Annotated in this window: 17 protein-coding genes; 6 read left to right on the plus strand and 11 right to left on the minus strand. The window is 47.8% G+C overall.

Annotated elements, in window-relative coordinates; translation table 11 throughout:
• Positions 1 to 85: 85 nt before the first annotated feature.
• Complete coding sequence (gene pdxR, locus AC6CIF_RS21280) at positions 86 to 1,543, minus strand: MocR-like pyridoxine biosynthesis transcription factor PdxR (RefSeq protein WP_498201475.1); 1,458 nt, start codon at positions 1,541 to 1,543, stop codon at positions 86 to 88.
• A 157-nt stretch (positions 1,544 to 1,700) separates the two neighbouring features.
• Here pdxR and AC6CIF_RS21285 point away from each other — a divergent pair, with 157 nt between their 5' ends.
• The 3 genes from AC6CIF_RS21285 (at position 1,701) to AC6CIF_RS21295 (ending at position 4,138) form a co-directional block, all read left to right on the plus strand.
• Entirely contained in the window at positions 1,701 to 2,318 is a 618-nt protein-coding gene (locus AC6CIF_RS21285) for a pyridoxamine 5'-phosphate oxidase family protein (protein ID WP_076211126.1), read from the plus strand.
• Between the two features lie 178 nt (positions 2,319 to 2,496).
• Positions 2,497 to 3,795: an aminotransferase class I/II-fold pyridoxal phosphate-dependent enzyme gene (locus AC6CIF_RS21290; RefSeq protein ID WP_105601251.1), complete on the plus strand. Its 1,299-nt coding sequence runs from the start codon at positions 2,497 to 2,499 to the stop codon at positions 3,793 to 3,795.
• Positions 3,796 to 4,012: 217 nt separating this feature from the next.
• On the plus strand, positions 4,013 to 4,138 hold the full coding sequence (locus tag AC6CIF_RS21295) for a YjcZ family sporulation protein (RefSeq protein WP_206759599.1): 126 nt from the start codon (positions 4,013 to 4,015) through the stop codon (positions 4,136 to 4,138).
• Positions 4,139 to 4,308: 170 nt separating this feature from the next.
• On the opposite strand, the gene AC6CIF_RS21300 is transcribed toward AC6CIF_RS21295, so the two are convergent.
• The 5 genes from AC6CIF_RS21300 to AC6CIF_RS21320 form a co-directional block, all read right to left on the minus strand.
• The gene (locus AC6CIF_RS21300) at positions 4,309 to 5,526 is read right to left on the minus strand and encodes an ABC transporter permease (RefSeq protein WP_498201453.1); all 1,218 of its coding nucleotides are present in this window, start codon (positions 5,524 to 5,526) and stop codon (positions 4,309 to 4,311) included.
• Between the two features lie 2 nt (positions 5,527 to 5,528).
• Positions 5,529 to 6,281, minus strand: coding sequence for an ABC transporter ATP-binding protein (locus tag AC6CIF_RS21305; protein ID WP_036605802.1), 753 nt, complete (start codon positions 6,279 to 6,281; stop codon positions 5,529 to 5,531).
• A gap of 27 nt (positions 6,282 to 6,308) precedes the next feature.
• Complete coding sequence (locus AC6CIF_RS21310; RefSeq protein WP_047841268.1) at positions 6,309 to 7,682, minus strand: DEAD/DEAH box helicase; 1,374 nt, start codon at positions 7,680 to 7,682, stop codon at positions 6,309 to 6,311.
• Positions 7,683 to 8,117: 435 nt separating this feature from the next.
• Positions 8,118 to 8,891: an SDR family NAD(P)-dependent oxidoreductase gene (locus tag AC6CIF_RS21315; protein WP_498201454.1), complete on the minus strand. Its 774-nt coding sequence runs from the start codon at positions 8,889 to 8,891 to the stop codon at positions 8,118 to 8,120.
• Between the two features lie 56 nt (positions 8,892 to 8,947).
• The gene (locus AC6CIF_RS21320; RefSeq protein WP_036605799.1) at positions 8,948 to 9,406 is read right to left on the minus strand and encodes a chemotaxis protein CheX; all 459 of its coding nucleotides are present in this window, start codon (positions 9,404 to 9,406) and stop codon (positions 8,948 to 8,950) included.
• A 456-nt stretch (positions 9,407 to 9,862) separates the two neighbouring features.
• On the opposite strand from AC6CIF_RS21320, the gene AC6CIF_RS21325 reads away from it, so the two are divergent.
• Both AC6CIF_RS21325 and AC6CIF_RS21330 read left to right on the plus strand, forming a co-directional pair.
• Positions 9,863 to 10,765, plus strand: coding sequence for a LysR family transcriptional regulator (locus tag AC6CIF_RS21325; RefSeq protein WP_036605798.1), 903 nt, complete (start codon positions 9,863 to 9,865; stop codon positions 10,763 to 10,765).
• 30 nt (positions 10,766 to 10,795) lie between these two features.
• Positions 10,796 to 11,605 carry a histidinol-phosphatase gene (locus AC6CIF_RS21330; RefSeq protein WP_498201455.1) on the plus strand — a complete coding sequence of 270 codons (810 nt, stop codon included), beginning with the start codon at positions 10,796 to 10,798 and terminating at the stop codon, positions 11,603 to 11,605.
• Positions 11,606 to 12,072: 467 nt separating this feature from the next.
• Here the strand turns inward: AC6CIF_RS21330 and AC6CIF_RS21335 are convergent, their stop codons facing one another.
• The 4 genes from AC6CIF_RS21335 to sdhB form a co-directional block, all read right to left on the minus strand.
• Positions 12,073 to 12,705, minus strand: a complete 633-nt coding sequence (locus AC6CIF_RS21335; protein WP_498201456.1) for a GNAT family N-acetyltransferase — start codon at positions 12,703 to 12,705, stop codon at positions 12,073 to 12,075.
• Positions 12,706 to 12,872: 167 nt separating this feature from the next.
• A complete protein-coding gene (locus AC6CIF_RS21340) occupies positions 12,873 to 13,604 on the minus strand; it encodes a metallophosphoesterase family protein (RefSeq protein ID WP_076211110.1) in 732 nt (243 codons plus the stop codon).
• A 57-nt stretch (positions 13,605 to 13,661) separates the two neighbouring features.
• Entirely contained in the window at positions 13,662 to 14,636 is a 975-nt protein-coding gene (locus AC6CIF_RS21345; RefSeq protein WP_498201457.1) for a metallophosphoesterase, read from the minus strand.
• Positions 14,637 to 14,811: 175 nt separating this feature from the next.
• A complete protein-coding gene (gene sdhB, locus AC6CIF_RS21350) occupies positions 14,812 to 15,576 on the minus strand; it encodes a succinate dehydrogenase iron-sulfur subunit (RefSeq protein ID WP_036605794.1) in 765 nt (254 codons plus the stop codon).
• 148 nt (positions 15,577 to 15,724) lie between these two features.
• Between sdhB and AC6CIF_RS21355 the strand changes: the two genes are divergently transcribed.
• Positions 15,725 to 15,949, plus strand: coding sequence for a hypothetical protein (locus AC6CIF_RS21355; protein WP_498201458.1), 225 nt, complete (start codon positions 15,725 to 15,727; stop codon positions 15,947 to 15,949).
• A gap of 159 nt (positions 15,950 to 16,108) precedes the next feature.
• Here the strand turns inward: AC6CIF_RS21355 and sdhA are convergent, their stop codons facing one another.
• Entirely contained in the window at positions 16,109 to 17,851 is a 1,743-nt protein-coding gene (gene sdhA / locus AC6CIF_RS21360; protein ID WP_036673387.1) for a succinate dehydrogenase flavoprotein subunit, read from the minus strand.
• Between the last annotated feature and the right edge of the window lie 17 nt (positions 17,852 to 17,868).

Below are 17,868 nucleotides of genomic sequence, written 5' to 3' on the forward strand. Positions count from 1 at the left end.
ATCTTGCATCATTCAATACAACCTGCTCATATATGATCTCTGCTCCTACAGGAGCGAAATGTCTTATCCCATTATACAGCGGAATTCACCGAAACGAAAATGTGCACTTCTCCCAGGCTAGCCGCATTCGCCGGATTCCCTCTGTCATCTCTTCTTTCTCCAGATGTGCAAAAGCAAAGCAGGCAGCCGGATGACCTGAAGTCAGCCGATATCGCTCTGCATCACGGAACAATATGCCATCCTCCTCGGCAAGCTTTTTAAATCGATGATAACTGTCCACATCGCCATTCCAGGTAGCGAAGATATGTAGTCCTGCATCACCAAGCTGCATCTTGAATGCTTCCGGCAACTGTAGTTCCATCTCTCGCACAAAAAAATCATGCCGTTCCCCATATAACCGGGTTAACCGTCGTAAATGCCTCAGGTAACCTCCTCGGGTCATAAACTTCGCCAGTGCGCGCTGCTCTAACAGCGCCGGAGGTACCGGTTCATACAGCGCCTTGGCGGCAAGGAGAGGTTCTACCAGACCAGGTGGCAGTACGGCATAGCCAAGTCGGAACGAAGCAACCATTGTTTGCGAAAATGAACCAACGTAGATGACGCGCTGTTCACGATCAAGCACTTTGAGGGGTTCAATGGGTCTTCCTCCCCATCGGAATTCACTGTCATAATCATCCTCAATGATGACCGCATTCCGCTTTGAGGCCCACGCAAGCAAGGCACGTCTTCTATCCAATCCCAATACGGCCCCTGTTGGAAACTGCCGGGTAGGGGTGACAAATAACGTCTGTGCCTCCCAAGGCTGAGGAATAATGCCTGCGGCATCCACCTCTGCCGGGATGATATATCCACCACAGGACTTGACGGCATGGGCAATGCCCGGATAACCCGGATTCTCTAATACAACTGCTGTATTCTCCGTAATCAGCAACTGAGATAGCAAGGTGATGCCTTGCATTGAACCACTGAATAATACAATCTGAGAGGGTTCAGCCTGGATTCCACGTGTCCATCTGAGATGGGAGGCGATGGCCTCACGCAGCTCCGGATCACCGGCTGCACCGCTCGATTCTCGCCAACCACTGCGATGAACCGCAGCGAGTGCACTCTTCCACTCCCCTAACGGGAAATGTTCTGCAGGCATGCGCTGCATTTGAAAATTAATGACGGACGGCTTCGTTGAATACATCTGAGTCCGTAGGACTTCATGTTGCATATTCAACCGCTGTACTCGTTCGCCCCAGGCAGACAACTTGAAAACGGCTTCCTGTTTTTCATTTTCCTGAGTGGATAATGTTTCAGTTACAAATGTACCTCTTCCCCGATGTGCATGGACATAACCATCCGCAAGCAGCATGTCGTATACCTGAGCTACCGAACCACGTGACATCTCATATTGCCTTGCCAACTCACGGGTGGAAGGAAGCCGCGTGCCTCCTACCAATGTGCCTGCATGAATGGCATCACGTAACGCATGGTACAGTGCCTCATACTTGTATCGATGCTGAAGTTCATAGGTATCCATGGGCAGCCACAATTCCATCATGCACCTCTCTTCATTTTTCTTCATTATGTGATTCCCGACAAATTGGCCTACTAAAGTGAATGTAAATTGGATCTATTTCATTGTCAATGTATGAACTATTGTTATCCATAAGATATGGCGTTCTATTATACATTTCAATGATGGGGGAATACACATGAGACGGAAAGAATTCACAGTAGATGAAGAACAGGAGATTACCACATTTCTGGATCAGTGCTCCTTCGGGTTTCTGGGAACGGTCAGTCCGGACGGACAACCACGGGTTACACCGCTGAATTTCGTATATATGGACGGTTGCTTTTATTTCCACGGCAGTCTGGCTGGCGAGAAGATGAAACAGATCAAACAGGATTCGTCGGTCAGTTTCACAGTAGCTGAAGAGTTCTCCCTAATTCCATCCTACTTCAGTGATCCTGAGCTTGCTTGTCCGGCGACTTCTTTCTTCAAAAGTGTCATGGCCTTCGGTGAGGCTGAACCGGTTAAAGATCTGGACATCAAAGGTAAGGTACTACAACGATTTATGGAGAAACTCCAGCCGCAAGGCGGATATGTACCCATTGACGCTACTGACTCGCGTTACACAGGAAACCTCAAAGCTGTAGCCGTAGTCCGAATTATTCCTGAAAAGATCAGTGCCAAATTTAAATTCGGACAAAACCTCTCCAGTGAAAGATTCGATCATATCAGTGGTCAGTTAGAACAGCGCAATGAAGGAAGAGATACTGAAACTGCTGAAATGATGCGGAAATACTGTCCATTTCATCAGCAGTAAGTTTCATTTTCTGAGGATTACTCCAAGGTTGAATTCAACGATAACCCACCCGAAAACCCTCTGCAACAACGCGGTAAAGCGATATAACTGTCATATTGCGTAATTTCCGTGACGGGGGCATGTCAAGGTGATATAATGTTAGGCAGTTGAATCACAAAGACTTGGAAGGATGAAAAGAATGAATCCACTGGCTGAACAGTTGAACGAAAGTATTCAGACAGGCAGCAGTCACGTCTACTCCATGCTGTCACAGCTTGGCAAAGAAATTTATTTTCCTAAAGAGGGGATTTTGAGTCAATCTGCTGAAGCAGCAAGCTTGGCCAAGACCCATAATGCCACGATTGGTATCGCCCTGGAGGGTGGTGTGCCGATGCATCTTCAGGTTATTCAGGAGAAGCTGTCTGCATTCCAGCCAAAAGATCTGTATCCTTACGCTCCACCTGCAGGCAAACCTGAATTGCGGACCGTCTGGAGAGACAAGATGCTGAAGGAAACACCTTCGCTTAAAGGCAAAACGTTTGGTAATCCAATTGTAACCAATGCATTAACCCATGGACTAAGTATCGTAGCCGACCTGTTCGCCGATGAAGGGGACGCTGTCATATATCCGGATAAAAACTGGGAAAATTACGAGCTGACCTTCGGAATTCGTCGTCATGGCCAGTTGGTTCATTATCCCCTGTTCGATGATCAGTTGAACTTCAACAGTGATGGTCTGCTTCAGGCTTTGCTTGATCAAAAGGACAAAGGTAAAGCGATCGTTCTGCTCAACTTCCCGAATAACCCTACAGGTTATACGCCTGGAGCCGAAGAAGCAGATGCAATTGTGAACACGATTCTTCAGGCAGCTGAAGCCGGCGTTAACGTGGTTGCTGTAACAGACGATGCCTACTTCGGGCTGTTCTTCGAAGATTCCATTCATGAATCCCTGTTTGGCAAACTTGCCAACATTCATCCTCGTGTGTTGACCGTAAAAGTGGATGGTGCAACCAAGGAAGAATTCGTATGGGGCTTCCGCGTTGGATTCATTACGTATGCCCATGAAGATGCAGCCGTTCTGCATGCATTGGAGCAAAAAACACTCGGTATTATCCGGGCAACGATCTCCAGTGGCCCGCATCCTTCCCAGACTTTTGTACTGGATGCGCTCAAAGCACCGGAGTTTGAAGCACAGAAACAGGAGAAGTTCGAGATTATGAAAGGCCGCGCCAATAAGGTAAAAGCCATTCTCGATAGCGGCAAGTATGGAGATGCATGGGACTATTATCCGTTCAACTCCGGTTACTTCATGTGCCTGAAGCTGAAAGAAGTTGGCGCTGAAGAACTTCGAAGCCATTTGCTGCACAAATATGGTGTGGGTACAATCGCGCTGGGTGAATCGGATCTTCGAATCGCTTTCTCCTGTATTGAAGAATCCGGATTGGAAGATCTGTATGAAACCATCTATCGTGGAGTTCAGGATCTGCGGACGACTTAGTTAACACAGACCTGTACCCTGAATGATATAAGAACCCTTTGTATAACGGCGACGTTTCATGTCTCTGGATATACGAAGGGTTCTTTTGTGTTTTATCTGCCCAAAAGCTTTAATTTCTGGCTTTACCGGGCATCGGCCCAATCAGCCTACCCCAACTGCACATAATATACGATGTACGCAAGGGCGTGCCAAACAACCACTTGAAAGGGGAATGACCATGTCTGGAGTTGAAGATACAAGAGGCGGTTATGGATGCGGCGGTTACGGAGGATTTACTAACACAGGTGCTATTCTCGTTCTGTTCATCTTGCTCGTGATTATCACTAAATCATTCCTCTGTTAGTACCCAATACACACTTGCGCGAGAACCAAGTGATCTGATTGCATGATTCCATCACAGCACAAAGAAGGGTATACCGGGATACAGCCCGGCATACCCTTCTTTTGTTATCTTTTGTACCTCTCACTGATGAACCCAATGTAATAATCCGAGTTGATCAGGTGTCCGATCGTTTACTCGTCTTCTTCTTCCTTCAACCATTTGTTGCCTTGCGAACGCCGCATGATCACAATCACCAGTATACCCAAAATAAGCGCTACTCCGGTGACAGTCAATCCACTTGCTCCGGCAGCCAGCATAGGCAACCACATGAGCAATGCAGCCAGTGCATGCAGATGGAATATGAATCCTAACACCTGAGAACGACGACTTTCTCCCGAGATCGGATAGATCATAATCCAGAACGATTCACTATGACTGCGACGCAGTGCACCAAGCTGTACACCTGCAAGCAACAGGAAGAACAGATACACACCTACACCAAAGTAGCTGCCTGCTGTCCACCAGGACAGTAACATGCCCAGTACAACTAGGCGTAACACGATTGAGAACACTTCGGTTCGAATAAACGTTTTGGTAATCAGATATCGGTAAGCTTTCCCTGCATTCCAGGGAAGACCGCTCCCCCATTTGCTAAGCCAGCGACGCGAACTCACTTTCTGTCCGGATGAAGGTACATCCACAAACCAGCCGAGCGTCCGCATAACCCTGCCAGCCTGACCCTGCTCTACCTGAATCAGTCGTTCCCACGCTACCCGATGTTTCACCGGTATACGCAGGGCGACGATGTAGACCACAGCCAGCAACAGCAGGAACCAGACGCTACGCTGCGGTGGTTGCCATAACCAGGCGCCAACCGCCAGCACTGCCAGAGCCCATCGCAAGAGACGATATCCTCTTGCTGCCCCAACCTGAACCATTCTTAGCTCTTGCCATGCTCCATAACTGGACAACCCTTTCCACAGCAGCAGGAATACGATGAACCAGCCAAATGGCCGTGCATCCAGATCTGCTCTGACATAGAGCGGCCACAGTGTAACAAATACAAGCAGCAAGCCCAGAGTTTTATAGATGATGCCCCGGGCAAAGCTGTTCTTCAAATATTCCTGCATCCGGTATTCCTGTGGTCGCAGGAACACGATATCTGCCGGAAGCAGATATGTACGATAACTGCTAAACAGCACTAGTGGTGCCAGCAGCAGCAATGCAATCCAGCGAATCGGAAATTCCGCCGGAATGTTCTGGACAAACGATGTATACCAGGCGGAGAACGCAATGACCAGAAATAAAAAGACCATAGCTACACCACTCTGGATCACATAACCCAGATAAGGAAGAATTCCGTTCCAGAATCCTGTGCGTCTTTGCTTCCATAGCAGCTTGAGATCCATGCTCAATCCCTGCCTTGTACGAGGGAATAGAACATGTGCTCCAGCGTGGCATCCGATTCCCCGAATTGGGAGCGCAGTTCATTCAGCGTCCCTTGAGCAATAACCTGCCCACGGTGCAGAACGATAAAACGGTCACAGTAATTTTCAATCGTGGACAGAATGTGTGAACTGAGCAGGATGGATGATCCCGAAGCTTTCATCTCCAGCATAAAATCAAGCAAAGAGCGAATACCCAGCGGGTCCAGTCCCAGGAAAGGCTCATCAATGATGTACAGTGGTGGTCCTGCCACAAAAGCACACATAATCATAACCTTTTGTCGCATCCCCTTGGACAGGTGAGTCGACAAACTTGTGCTTTTCTCATTCATACGGAACAGTTCCAGCAGTTTCTCCGTACGTTGTTTGAAATCAGCCTCCGACACATTGTACGCTCTTGCCGTAAACTCCAGGTGCTCCATTACCGTCATCTCATCATACAGTTCGGGTGATTCCGGTACAAATGCCATGGCCGATTGGTAGATCTGCGCATCCTCGTCCCGCTTCTTGCCCATCACTCGTACTTCGCCCTGTTGAGGGGTCATCAAGCCGAGGATGTGTTTCATGGTTGTGCTTTTGCCTGCACCGTTTAAGCCGATTAGTCCGACCATCTCTCCACGTCCAACTTCCAGATCGATGCCGTGAAGGACCGGCCGTTTGGCACTATAACCTCCGCTTAACCCGCTGATTTGCAGAACAGGCGATTGAACATTTTCCATCTATCCCTGCACCCCTTTCGTCAGATTCTATTCTTCGGAGCGTGGCGTTTTATCTTTACTCCACTTGGGTGCTCCTTTGTTTTTACGATCCTGGTCGCGCTCCGTGCGGCCTGTATTGCCCGTTGGTTTGCTACCTGCCGGACGCGAATTGGAGATTGTAGCTCTGGTTCCCCCATTACGATTGCCCTGACCTGGTTTGCGATCTCTGGATTGCCCTGGTTTTCTGGAGAACGAATGTCCCTCAGGCCGAGTGTCCGGACGCGGGTCAGCCTCCAGTACTTTACCGCCAAAGAGTACACGTTCTGACAGTTCGATTCCGAGTTCGCGTGCGAATTTACGCATAATAAAGATCTGTGTTTCATCCACAATGGACAAAACGATACCCGAGCGTCCCATCCGGCCTGTACGACCTGCACGGTGAACATAGTGCTCCGAATCAAAGGCAGGGTCATAGTTAATGACCATTGGCAAGCCTTCGATATCCAAACCTCTGGCAGCGACTTCGCTGGCAATCAGCAACTGGAGTTTGCCATTACGGAAGGCAGACAATACGTTACTGCGGGTCACTTTATCAGCATCCCCATACAGCGCTGCAGCGGACAAGCCCAGATGATTCATTTTTGCTTCAACTTCACCGATATCTTCGGTTGCATTCACAAATACGATTGCGCGATCCGGATTGTACTGTCTAACCAGACGACGCAGCATGTCAATTTTGTTACGGTTTTCTTCTACAAAATAATAATGCTCCAGGCCCGCAGCCGTAGCTCGATCCGGTTCAATTCCGATCTGAACAGGCTCTTTCATCTCACGCTTTGCGAGTCCAGCTGTATGCTCATCAATGGTTGCTGACAGGAAGATCAGCTGACGGTCCCGCAATGCGCTCTTAAGTACAAAGTTCACGTCACTTACGCCGCCAAGTTGGAATACTTGGTCTGCTTCATCGATAACAATCGTAGAGACGTTGTGCATTTTCAGTTTTTTGAGTGTAATCAATTCCTTCAGTCGTCCCGGTGTACCCACAACTAATTGCGGATGCTCACGCAGCTTCTCGATCTGACGTTTAGCCGCTGCGCCTCCAATCAGACCTAATACGCCGATCTTACGTTCTTCCGCATAACGCTGCGCTTCACGTACAATTTGCATCGCCAGCTCTTGTGTAGGTGCAATAATGAGTTTCTGCGTGCCTTTGATATCCATTTTGATGGATTGTAGCAATGGCAACAGATATGCCAGCGTTTTTCCTGTTCCCGTCTGGGATTTGGATACGACATCCCGGCCTTCCAAAATAACCGGGATCGTCTGAGCCTGTACAGGTGAAGGTTCGTTAATGCCATGTTTCGCCAAAACGGCCTCCAGATCCTGTTCCACGCCAATTGAAGCAAATGTTTGATTCGTCATGTATGTCCATCCTTTTAAATTTATTCATTTTGATGTTATATAAGTTCAACTAATGAATATTTACACTGACACTACGAGGACAGAACAACCTTCCGATCACTGTTATCCCCAGATTTCTTTGATTCCTTTTTTCCAAAAGGAAAAATCCGGGGATAAACGCGGAGCATATGCTTCCGATGCAGCTTTCTTTCAGAAAGCTTTTAGCTTCGCTTCTTCAGGTTATTTCTGTCCCCTCCGTTATTGTGTAAAAGTTTAGTTGAACATATAAGTTGCTTGTATAAAACCGAAGCCTGTCATCACATTACCTTTCATTATATGCGAAAAAAGCCCGTGTACCAAATCTTATTACAGAATTGTATATATACACGCCAAAAAAAAGAAAAGCCCCTCGGCGGAGCCTTTCTTTCATTCCGTATATGATGCCTCGTATCACATTTACTTCTGATTCATTACACCGTGCGACAATCGATCTGCAAGACGAGGAAATAGCTGGTACAGCCATATGCCAGCAGAAGCAAGTCTTGGCAGATTCACTTCTTCCTTGCGCTTTTTCATCGCCCGAATCATATGACCCGCAACGTCTTCCGGTTTCAACATCATCCAGCGTACATTATTCACATAATTGCCAGAAGGATCAGCCCGATGGAAAAATGGTGTATCAATCGGACCTGGATTAATCGTTGTCACCATGACGCCAGTCTTGCGAAGCTCTTGACGCAGCGCATTACTAAATCCGAGTACAGCATGTTTCGTAGCTGTATAGGAAGCGGATTTGGCGGTACCAATTTTGCCAGCCATGGAGGCCACGTTCACAATCTGACCTTTGCCACGTTCCAGCATTTGTGGAAGCACTGCTTTGGTGCAGCGGACAATGCCCATGTAATTAACGTTCATCATCTCATCGAATTCCTGTACAGACATCTCAGTCATCGCTGCGAATTTCCCGTAACCTGCGTTGTTCAGCAAAATGTCGATTCGTCCGTATTTATGCAATATCGCATCCACAGCTGCCTGAACTTGCTCACTATCCGTAACATCAAGTGTGAGTAATTCATGCGGCCCTTTCAGCGAGGCACCAATCTCTTCCAGCTTGTCCCGTGAACGGGCAGCCAGAATCGGGATGGCTCCTTCTTCTATCAGCATCTGCGCACACAGCGCACCGATACCACTCGATGCACCTGTGATAAACACTACCTGATCTTTCAGCATCCGTGATGTCCTCCCGTATTGAACACATATTGCCTTTTGAGGCGTTTGGTTCTATTCTACGAGATCATGACCTGAATATCCATCTCACCAATGCCGTCCATCAGCAAAGGAATGCTCAGTGCTTTCGTTGCACTAAATGTAGTCAGATGTTCGGACTTCATCACTTGTGGAGGTGTAATATCGACCACAACACCCTGGTTTGACAGGATCGTGCTGGCGTTACCACTGATCATATTCCCCAGTTCGGAAATCGCACTTTTGCTCATTTCATCCATTTCTGTAATGACAAAACCACCCATCATCGCAGATACAATTTTCAATGCAACTTGTTCATTGATTCCAAATACAATGTTCCCGCTAAGTTGTCCGGTCATTCCGATCACGATCCAGACATGGTCTGCAATGTACTCTACATTTTTCACGCCAAGACTCCCGGTGGAAGGCGAAACCTGGATGAGCTGTTCAAATACGTTCCGTGCCGATTCCAGGAAAGGATTAATCACTTCCGCTTTCACTGTCTATGTCCCCCTCACACTGGGTTATTGGTCACACACCAAAAGTCCCATATTCATTAAATTTATTATACTTTATCACGTACAAGAATTCATTAAGAATTCGTTAAACCATGTGTACTATAATTTATCGTCATCCGTGGGGCAAATGTTTATAGCTGATTCTAGCGAATAAACAGCGCTTTTCACTTCTTTTGAAGAAAGCTTTTCGTTCATTGTGCGTGGCAAAAGGCATTTAGGACTTTATTACTGCTTCTCACTACTGTTAAAAAAATCAAATTCTTGTATTCGCGTTTTTTTCACAGTCTCTTGAACTACTTTTGATCATGACAATTGCCTTCATTGCTCTGCTGTCCTGAATCACCTATAATTTAAGATAACGGAACAATAACCAGTTACGGGATTACATCGCACGAAACACTACATAATCAAGAAATTTTGCCTGCAAGGAGGTCACCTATGAACATAAGCCAACTGGAGACACTAATTACCATTTCCAAAACGATGAGCTTCCGCAAAGCGGGAGAACTTCTGAACCTGACCCAGCCTGCCGTCTCGGCCCAGATCAAAAGTCTGGAGGACGAATTCAGCACCGTGCTTGTGGATCGTAACCAACCCGTTACCCTGACAGACCGTGGACAGGTATTCCTTGAGCACGCTGAACGGATGCTCGATATCGTTGATGAGTTGAAACAAAAATTGTCCGATCTTGATGAAACGCCTCAGGGACGTATCGTATTAGGCACAACAACTTCCATTGCTATTCAGATCTTGCCAAGGGTGTTATCCTATTTCCAAGATCAATTCCCGCTGATCAAAACCAGTATCCAATCCCTTCCTTCATCACAGATCTATACCCAGGTCGAAAATGGTCTGGTTGATATTGGTATCGGTTATCTCACGGAGCGTAATCCCAACCTGAATACATCTGTGCTGTACTATGACACATTTGAACTCGTGGTATCTCCTTCCCATCCGCTGGCGAAGAAAAAACATGCTGCAGTGGATGTGCTCCGCAGTACACCATTGATTCTGCTGTCCCCTGATACAGTAGGACGAAGGTTTACGGAAACTATCTTCAAGAAACATAATATTGAACCTAATATTGTAATGGAGTTATCGAGCAGCGAAGAAGTGAAACGGATGGTCGAGATTGATCTCGGGGCAGCTGTCATCTCCAAACAATCTGTTGCGCATGAGTTGCGTCAAGGTACATTGCGAATGATACCCTTAAGTGAGCTGGAGGTCAGTCACCCTGTTGGTGTCATCTATAAGTCCAGTCGATACCTTAACTCAGCAATGCAACAATTCATAAGTGACCTCAAAGGTATGCCGGAAACCCAATTCATCAGTTCAGAATGACAATGAGCCATGAGAAAGGAAGGATTCCATATGAAATTTGATCTTCATACACATCATTTTCGTTGTGGTCACGCAGACGGCAACATCCGCGATTATATAGAGGCAGGTATTAAGGCAGGACTTCAGGCGATCGGTATCTCGGATCATACGCCGTACTTTGGCAGTGAGCTTGAGCAGGCATTTCCCCGGATCGCAATGGGCAAGTCTGAATTGCAGCATTATGTGGAAGAAGTCCTTGCTTTGAAAGAAGAATACGCTGGTAAAATCGATGTGCTGCTCGGCATTGAATCCGACTATTTCCCTGTTCATGCAGAATTGTACCGTACCACACTGGGACAGTATCCTTTTGACTATATTATTGGTTCAGTTCATCATACCGAGGATGTGAGTATCTTCAACAAAACCCGGTGGAAAGGACTGAGCGATGCTCGCAAAGTTGAAGTGAAAGAGAGTTATTATTCATTGATCCGGCAATCGGCTCGCAGCGGTATGTTCCAGATCCTAGGGCATATTGATGCGATGAAAGGAAACTATCCACCCTTCTCGGAAATTATCGCTGATCAGGCCATTGATGAAACGTTGCAGGTTATTGCAGAATCCAACGTAGCCATCGAAATTAACACTTCAGGCAAAACCAAGATCAGTGGTGGCTGGTATCCCTCAGATGCCATTCTGGAACGGGCCCATCATTATGGGGTGAAGGTGACATTTGGATCGGACGCTCATAAACCGCAGCGGGTTGCAGACGAGCTGGATGACGTTCGTACACGTCTCAAGGAGATCGGATTCACCGACTGGGTATACTTCAAGCAGAAACAGATGCAGGTTGTATCACTGTAAAATAGAGCAAACACAAAGCCCCCCACAGCGCGCTTGTTCACGCCGTGGGGGGCTTTGTAGTCCTATAAAGGAAATATAACTATATTTTACACGATAACGGAGAGGACAGAAATAACTTAAAGAAGCTAAGCGGTCGCCTAAAAGCCTTCTGAAAGAAAGCTGCATCGGAAGCATACGCTATCCCCGGATTTTCCCTTTTCAAAAGAGAATCAAAAAATCTGGGGATAACAGCGATCGGAAGGTTAATCTGTCATCGGAGTGGCCAGTGTAAATAATCCACAGTTAACTTATATGGATAAAAAAATGAACCCGCTCACGCGGGTCCCAACAGCATTATCTATTATCAAAAAGGGGGTCATGAGATAAGTTTACCCCCTGTCTGTTAGAGTTCAATTGCAGCTATATTTCAATTGTGTAACAAATGATTGAAGTTCGATTCATTCACGTTTGACTACTCTTACTCTATGTCATTGCGGCTTGTCAGATACCAGGGTTTGTAGGTCTTTTTCCTGAAGCGGTCTGGCGTATTGTTCCCGGTACATACTGTACACTTTAACATCCATCAGGGATTCTGATCCCTCGTCATCCTCATCATGCAGTCCGAACGAGGGAAGACTCCGCTCATAGGACATCCCTATTTTGCTTAGCACCCGTTGTGAAGATACATTGGCCTGATAACAACGTGCTTCCACCCTCCCCAGATGAAGATCGTCAAATCCAAACTGCAGCAGCCGCTGTACCGCCTCGGTAGCCACACCCATGCCCCAACAGGACCTGTTCAGGATATAACCAATCTGTGCGGTACCATTCTGATCATTCCAGTGTTGGAATGAGGTGATCCCAATCACCTGTTCCTTGCCTCTCCAGCAGATCCCATAATGTAACGAATCCAGCTTGGCGCTGCTGCTCCGTATCTGGTTCAATAACCGTCTCGCTCGGATTGACGTGGGCTGGCTTCCCCTATTCACATATCTTATGACTTGAGGATCGGAGAAGAGTTCCGATAATGTGCTGTAATCACTTTGACGTAATGATCGCAGGACAAGACGCTCTGTCCACAAAGCCGGCAGGCCTTGAACCAGCATTTTTCGGGTAAGCATGACAATCGCTCCTTTTGCCTAAACGGGCTCTAGTCCGGTAAGACAAGCATGCTCTGAAGATGATCCGGCGTAATACCATTTGAACTGATCCACGAACTTTAGTATTCGCATTTTAGTATTAATATATTGCATCATTCAATTCCTGACGCCAAAGAGCCCAGATGCTGCTACTCCTGCAGCCCGCGATAGATACCCGTACGAATCTCACGAATATAGAAATCCAATGCAGGAACATTCGCCGACTGCGCAACCTTTACTTCTCGCTCAATATCATAAGGCACCCTCACAAATTGAACATTGAATGGGGTGTTGTTATCGTTGCAGTCTTCACCCTCCAGAATACAGTAGGAAGCTTGGGGAAGATCGAGTGGATTACCAACACTGCCTGCATTAAACAGTAACTTGCCGTTCATATACTGCAAGTATGCGTTATGCACATCCCCATAACCTACAACATCTGCAATACCTTGCTCAGGCTCATCAGCCGGAGGATCAAACATTGCCAACCTCTTTTCCATCGCGTCCCACGGCTGTACACGATGGTATACACTTTGAGGTGAAGCATGGACCAGACGGATGGTGCGACCGCTCAGTTGAAATTGATGACTGAAGGGTAGGCCCGCCAAGTACGCCAATCGTTCCTCACCCAGCCGTTCTGCTTGCCACGTAAAGTTCTCGTTGTCTTGGTTAACCGCAACCAGTTCATCCCAATTGCCACGGATAACAAGTTCGCACGTCGCTCTCACCTGATCCACAACCTGTACCGGTTCTGGCCCCTTGCCCACAAGGTCACCAAGACAAAAGATTCGCTCCACGCCACGACTTCGGATATCTCCTAACACTGCTTCCCAGGCAGTCATGTTGCCATGAATGTCGGATACAATCGCAATTCGTTCCATCTGGATAACCTCCATTCATGTTGAATCCTTTATGTTTTACATTCATCTTATATTCTTTTATGTGGTTAATCCTTTAAGCTCAAACACCGTCAATTCTGGTCTGCACAGAAAACGAATGGGCAGTTGAGTCATGCCAAAACCACGATTCACATACACAGGCATCTGTGTCTGGGTGGTGTAATATACCCCCTGGACATCCGTGTAGTACAATCCTTGAACATACTTGTGTGAACCTCGCGGAGTTGTCAGTGCCCCGATCCAGGGGAAACGTACCTGTCCACCATGACTATGACCGGAAAGTTGTAATCCGAAACCATAGGGAGTGGCAATGTCGGCATAATCCGGTTCATGCATAAGTAACAATTTCCACACATCATGATCCAATCCCTTGATGGCTTGTGCAGGATCAGGCCTGCCTGTAAGTGCGTCATCCAGACCAGCTATGGCCAGACGTTCGCCCCCTTGTTCAATCACCACATGTTCGTTCCGTAACAAAGTGAATCCGGCTTCACGAAACATGGTTGTCACTTCATTCTGCTGTCCGCCCCGATAATCATGATTCCCCAAAACAGCAAATTTGCCATACTTGGCTTGCATGGAGGCGAGTACGGGAATACATTCACGCATCGGCTCTGCTTCCCTCTCGACGATGTCTCCGGTAAAACAAATCAAGTCTGGTTGCTGCTCCTCAATCGTTGCTGCCAGCTTCTTCAGCTCTTTCACCCCGGTATGAAAACCAAGATGGGCATCGCTGAACTGAACTACACGCAAACCGTCAAATGCCTTTGGAAACTTTGGAAGTTTCAGCTCCACTTGCTTGATCTCCAGACGACGCGGTTCCCATAGCCAGGCATAACCTCCTGTGAGCAAACTGGCACCCGCTGTCATCAAAACCATACGCAATAAGAAACTTCGGCGAGAGGGATCATGATCCTTTTCTTCTCCAGGAAACACAGACTCTTCTGCACCTAGTGCTTTGTACGAGCGCTGGGACGGCGAGTTGTTCCTGCCCTGACGCGGTGTCTCTGCCATATCTCCCCCTCCTTCTACGCTCTTAATCCATCCCCTTAGTATACCATATTCTGCATGGATAGCCCGGTTCCTCTGCTTCATCACAAAAAGAAGCCGGGATCTCCGGCATGTTGCTGCACGGGATCACGACTTCTTCTAAGTTGCAGATTACACTTCTGCACATGTTATGACGAGATTAAACTCCCAACCAGCGTTTGAACATATGCTTGGTCGTTTGTTTGTTCATTTCGGCAATGGAGGTTGTCAGTGGAATGCCTTTTGGACAGGATTGCACGCAGTTCTGTGAGTTACCACAGCCCTCAATGCCTCCGTCTTCCATCAATGCTTCCAGACGATCGTCGGCGTTCATCTCCCCTGTTGGGTGAGCATTGAACAGACGCACTTGGGACAGTGCTGCTGGACCGATAAAGTCTGTTTTCTCATTGACGTTCGGGCATGCTTCCAGACATACACCACATGTCATGCATTTGGACAGCTCGTATGCCCACTGACGCTTCTTCTCAGGCATCCGTGGACCTGGACCAAGGTCATAGGTACCATCGATCGGAATCCATGCTTTTACGCGTTTCAGGGCGCTAAACATCCGGCTACGGTCGATGACCAAGTCACGAACCACCGGGAATGTCTTCATCGGTTCAATACGAACGGGCTGTTCGAGCTTGTCGATCAGGGCTGCACATGCTTGACGTGGCTTGCCGTTGATGACCATAGAGCAGGCACCGCAGACTTCTTCGAGACAGTTGGAATCCCAGCACACGGGAGCAATGGATTTGCCATCTGTATTGACGGGGTTCCGCTGAATCTCCATCAGGGCGCTGATCACATTCATGTTGGGACGGTACGGAAGCTCAAATTCTTCGTTGTACGAAGATGACTCCGGGCTATCCTGACGGGTGATGATAAACTTGACGGTTTTGTTGGCTGTAGCTTGTTCCGCCATATCGTAGTCCCCTCCTCTGGTGACGATGATTGTATTGCTGATGCGCAAAATGGTTTGGTGCACGGGTGGCGCTTCGTCAGCGGAATGCCCCTCTGATCGCTGTTATCCCCGGATTTTTTTGATCAACCCTTTCCAGGGTTAAAATCCGGTGATAAAGGCGAGCGCTTCGCTTCTTCTGGGCATTTCCGCTTCCTCCGCTACGTCGTGCACTGGGTCACTTTGCTGGAAACTGCACTCCATTCATGCTGGAGGCAGTATTGAAGTTCTGAAGCATCGCAAGGCGCTTTGCTTCTTCTGGGCATTGCTGTTTCCTTCGCTACGCCGTGCACGTGGGTTACTTTGCTGGAAACTGCACTCCATTCATGCTGGATGAGCAGTATTCAAGTTCTGAAGCATCGCTAGGCGCTTGCTTCTTCTGGGCATTTCCCTCACGTTGATGGCAGTAACTTTGAAGAAGCTTTGCTTCTCCAAAGTTGTCCTGCCTCTTCGTTCAGGTGCTTAATATTTAATTTTATAAATAAATCCGTGATATTTAATCCTTGGAGTAATCCCGGATACGTGGTGGGATCAAGGATACGTCTACTGGCTCGTACGAGATTTTCGGGCCTTCCTTCGACCAGCTTGCAATAGTCGTTTTCAGGAACTCTTCGTCATTACGTTCCGTGAATTCCGGTTTGTAATGGGCGCCGCGGCTTTCGTTACGGAGTAGAGCACCGAGAGTCATTGCTTCTGCCAATTCAATCATGTTCCACAATTGGCGAGTGAATGCTGCGCTTGGGTTATTCCAACCGGAGCTGTCATACATGTTGATTTTGCCATAGCGCTCTTTCAATTCCTTGATTTTTCCAATCGTGGCTTCAAGCTTGTCGTTGTAGCGCACAACCGTCATGTTGGCTGTCATCCACTCGCCAAGCTCTTTATGAATGACATAGGCATTTTCCGTGCCCTGCATTTTCAAGATGCCTTCGTATTTGTCGCTCTGTTGTTTGGTGTGTTTCTCAAATACGGAAGATGGGATATCTGCGGACGATTTTTTAAGTCCTTTGATATATTCAGCCGCTTTTGGTCCAGCCACCATACCACCATAGATCGCAGATACCAATGAGTTTGCACCCAGACGGTTCGCACCATGGTATTGATATTCACATTCACCAGCTGCGAACAGCCCCGGAATGTTAGTCATTTGGTTGTAATCTACCCACATGCCGCCCATGGAATAATGGACTGCCGGGAAGATTTTCATTGGGATTTTACGCGGGTCATCGCCCATGAACTTCTCATAGATCTCAATGATTCCGCCGAGTTTAACGTCCAGTTCCTTCGGATCTTTGTGCGAAAGGTCGAGATAAACCATGTTCTCACCGTTCACACCCAGACCCATGTCTACGCAGACACTGAAGATTTCACGAGTCGCGATATCACGCGGAACCAGGTTACCGTAGGATGGATATTTTTCTTCAAGGAAGTACCAAGGCTTGCCGTCTTTGTACGTCCAGATCCGTCCACCTTCACCACGCGCGGATTCAGACATGAGACGCAGCTTGTCATCCCCTGGAATGGCTGTCGGGTGAATCTGAATGAACTCACCGTTCGCATAATTAACACCTTGCTGATACACCGCACTTGCCGCTGTACCTGTATTGATAACTGAGTTGGTCGTTTTACCGAAGATGATACCCGGACCACCACTCGCCAGAATAACCGCTTCTGCCGGGAAGGTCTGTACCTTCATCGTTTTCAGATCCTGAGCCACGATCCCGCGACATACGCCTTCATCATCCAAAACTGCCTGCAGGAACTCCCAGTTCTCATATTTCGTAACCAGGCCGGCTGCTTCCCAGCGACGTACCTGCTCGTCTAATGCATAGAGCAATTGTTGTCCTGTTGTCGCTCCGGCAAACGCCGTACGGTGATGCTTCGTTCCCCCGAAACGGCGGAAATCAAGCAAACCTTCCGGTGTCCGGTTGAACATTACGCCCATACGGTCCATCAAGTGAATAATGCCAGGTGCTGCTTCGCACATCGCTTTAACCGGAGGTTGATTCGCAAGGAAGTCACCGCCGTATACTGTATCGTCAAAGTGTACCCAAGGGGAGTCACCCTCACCCTTGGTATTTACCGCTCCGTTAATGCCGCCTTGTGCGCATACAGAGTGGGATCGTTTAACAGGAACCAGTGAAAATAAATGAACATGGACTCCGGCTTCAGCCGATTTGATCGCCGCCATCAAGCCTGCGAGACCGCCGCCCACAATAATTACATTCGTTGATGCCATTGCTGTTCACTCCCTTA

Source organism: Paenibacillus sp. GQ49 (assembly GCF_059759055.1).